Source organism: Enterobacter sp. HMSC16D10, from assembly GCF_001807145.1.
Lineage (GTDB): Bacteria > Pseudomonadota > Gammaproteobacteria > Enterobacterales > Enterobacteriaceae > Enterobacter > Enterobacter roggenkampii.
In genome coordinates this window covers 1-3,474 of record NZ_KV787837.1, presented here as the reverse complement: position 1 = coordinate 3,474, position 3,474 = coordinate 1, and the positions used below count along the sequence as shown (strand labels likewise).

At 41.8% G+C, this 3,474-nt stretch carries 4 protein-coding genes; all 4 read right to left on the bottom strand.

What is annotated here, in order from left to right; translation table 11 throughout:
* On the bottom strand, positions 1-424 hold a 424-nt coding region (locus tag HMPREF3143_RS26180), incomplete at its 3' end, for a contractile injection system protein, VgrG/Pvc8 family (protein WP_254668415.1).
* Between the two features lie 671 nt (positions 425-1,095).
* Complete coding sequence (locus HMPREF3143_RS25465) at positions 1,096-1,401, bottom strand: hypothetical protein (protein WP_129694129.1); 306 nt, start codon at positions 1,399-1,401, stop codon at positions 1,096-1,098.
* A 93-nt stretch (positions 1,402-1,494) separates the two neighbouring features.
* Complete coding sequence (locus tag HMPREF3143_RS04385; RefSeq protein ID WP_045334236.1) at positions 1,495-2,709, bottom strand: hypothetical protein; 1,215 nt, start codon at positions 2,707-2,709, stop codon at positions 1,495-1,497.
* On the bottom strand, positions 2,702-3,474 hold a 773-nt coding region (locus HMPREF3143_RS04380), incomplete at its 5' end, for a DUF2345 domain-containing protein (RefSeq protein ID WP_139145850.1). The genes HMPREF3143_RS04385 and HMPREF3143_RS04380, both read right to left, overlap by 8 nt.

The following is a 3,474-nucleotide window of genomic DNA, read 5'->3' as shown; positions in this document are numbered from 1 at the left end:
GGCGCTCGCGCAGGATTTTTTCCACGATTTGCGGGACAGCCATGTCCTGATAAATGGCGTTCTGGTGCGAACGGTCAAGCAGCGCCAGGCGTGGCTGGAGGGTCAGGGCGTAATGCGTTTCGTCTTTTGACGTGCCCAGGCGCTCAAAACCGGTCACCACCCCCTGAATCACCCGCACCGGCTGCTGGACTTTGATGCCGTAACCCTGGTCAACCGGGGCCTGCAGCGTCAGCGAGCCGGGCTTCATCAGCATCATCTCCCTGCTGATGGCGTGGTTACCGCTGGTGAACTCAATACGGTAGCTGAAAGGCGTGCTCAGGGCTTCATCACCTTCAAACGCCAGCACATCGGACTCTGCGTCACAGCCCTTCACCGAAAGCAGGTGGTGGTTATGACTGAATCTTAACGGAGGATTGTTGCTCATTGTATTCCTTCACATCGGCAGAGAAATTATGTTCTGAAAGACCAGACATGCATTAAGTGAGTTAGTCACCGACTGATCTTTTAGCGCTCATGAAGAAAGATCATGACTCTTTAAAATTGTTTAATATACAAGGTAAGATCTTATTATTAGTTTATTTCTGAACATTAATCTCATATTTTTTTTGAAAATACTGCCCAGCACTAGCAACAACCCCCCTAATATTGATGGTTACAATTCCTTGTAACTTAGGCTTTCCTTCTATAGTAAAATTATCATATATATGTTTGGTGTAATATTTTTTTCAGCGAACACCAGTTTCAGTCCAGAATCTGATGGATGAATTTCATAACTTAAATCAACAACCGGTCCTGTACCTCCAGAGATGGTGATTGGGACATAATACTCCTGACCTATATATCCATCTGGCAACTTGTTGGGTTCAAATCTAAGGTGATTGCTACACCCAGTCAAAAACAAAGAAATTACAAAAGCTGTTAGACAATGATTCATTTTTGATTATGGTATTTTTTTAAATACCATTCCCCCAAAAGTATGGCTTAGAAATTCACCTAATGTTAATGATACTAGAAGAGAATTATCTTTAACTTCATCCCAAGAAAAAAGCTTCAGTTCAATTAAAACATCACTAATCGATCGAGCTGGTCTTGAATTTATTTAATCTCTAATGAATAGGTTTTATCAATTCTACTAGTTTTCGTGTACATAGAGCCATAAGTATAGCCAGATATAGAAACCTTCACCTCACCTGATTTTAATGGCACCCCAGTAATAATAATATGATTGTATATAGGCAATCCATCTTTTCTTTTATTTGTAGTTACTACATACAATCCTATATCAGAGGGATAGATATTTACGCTTGCATTTTTATCAGTCAGAAATGCTGGATTATCCTCTAGACCAGCTCCGATAGTAATCTCTTGTTTATAAATCACACCGACTTTTCCATTCGGCAAGGAATCTCCAGGTGGATTATAATCAACATGAGATGAAGAGCATGATGCACTCAATAAAATAATGGAACATATAACCATTTTATAAAGCATATATTATTTAATTGGTCTAAAAACCAACCCTCCAAATGTATGTTTTATAAAAGAATCCAAACTAATGTTATTCTTCAGTTGACTTCCAACAGTCCCCCACGAGAATAGATTTAAATCCACAACATCTTCACTGGAGGTGCGTTCAGATATAACTACTCCATTACTGCACTTCACTTGTTCAGTCCAAACTATCCAATGATTCTTTGATGAGCTATCACCAGGAAAATCCGATAGCATGCCAGCAGAGATTAAGCTTACAACTTTATATCCTTTGCCAATAAAGTTATTCATATTTATAATATCTTTTAGATTTGAATGCGAGAGACTTATATTGTCGAATATTTTCTCATATCCTGCTTTCTCAAACCATTCACTCAATTTCCCCCACATAGTTATTCCTGCGACCTGATCATTCACTTCATCATAACTCATTAGTGAATTTTCAGAATCCCTCAAGCTAGCCAATGTAATCCAGTCCAGGCCTGATACTGTCTCTCTACCGTAATCATCATAAAAACTACCTTTGGGATGCCTACATCCGTCTCCTGGCAAGATCTCCAATGCGCTTATTTTTGTTTTCCCATGCAACCAAAGTTCAATAGCTGCTTGTTTATAAACATCCGGCCTATCCATCTGCAGACAATAAAAAAATGATGCAGGTCCGCACAAGCTAGTCCCCCCTTGATTAGGATAACTGACATAATTCATTCTTGATGCAATCTGGCTCTCGATCTTTTTTCTATCGAATGGATCATCAGCACTACCGATAGGATGTTCTTTTGCTATAAATGCTCTTTCCAGACAAGTTATCTGTACGCTATGGATATTGTCATCTTCGTTATCATTAACCGGCTTTGTCTGCGCTTTAGTCTCAAAATAGCAGACGTTTTCGCGTTTATTTTTAGAGTACGCTTGCCCTGATGCCATTTCACCAAGTGTGTACATTTTTTTCGCAGGCGATGAAAGCACAGAAACCAACTTACCGCCGTGCTTGCGATACAAGTTCATTTCCATAATGTAGATTACAGACAGATCATCCTCAGTTTCATTCGTTTCATGGGACTGAGTTTGATAATTTGGGGTTACTGGTTGTTGCGCCACTGACAGTAGCATATGTTTTTTATTATTGGCATCAGTTCTATACACATTGAGATCATAAAAAAGGTCGACTGCTGAAACATTCGATTCAATTTTTGTATAAATATTATACTTAGGCATTAATAGCCTCCGGCATCATATGTAGCAGAACATCCTGAGTCTGTGCAGACGTAAACAACTTCGTATACCCCTCACCATCACTAACACCCTCTATTACTGAACCATCAGCCAGAAATGCCTTGTATGGGGTATTAAGCATCGGTACTCCATTATCATCTACACACAAATAACGAATATTATGGCTGCCATCATCTATAGCATTGGCTAAAGGTGAAATATCAGGCTTATGCTGCGCTCTCGTCTGTCTCGCGTAATGCCCTGCTCTTGTCCTGAAATCTCCCATAGTGGCTGATTCAATAGCATTGACATCCAGAGTTATGTAACTCCCCCCACCGTTTACCGTCAGCTTCTTCTTCGCGATGATTTTGATTTCATCTTCCGTGCTGACGATGCTGATTTCTTTTCGTGCCAGCAATGCCATCAGATCGTTCTGGGCCTGTACCTGCACCGGCCCCTGGTTCGCGATGAGCTTGATCCCCAGCTTACGAACAAACACGCTCAGGGCATTGCCCACCCCGATAAACAGATTTTTCACCACGCTGACGTCTGCATTTTTTCCGGCAGTGGCTATCAGGTTCTGCCCGGCAGATACCTGCAGATGCTGTCCGCTGGTCAGTGCCATTCCATCCGGCGCGCTGAGCAGCAGCACTGATTTTTTGAGATCCGTCAGTTGCTGTTCCAGCAGCTTGATTTGCGCCTGGAGATCGGCCGGGTTTGCGGTCGCCTTCTGCGCATCATCGGAGATGGACGTCATCTGCTCCCGGG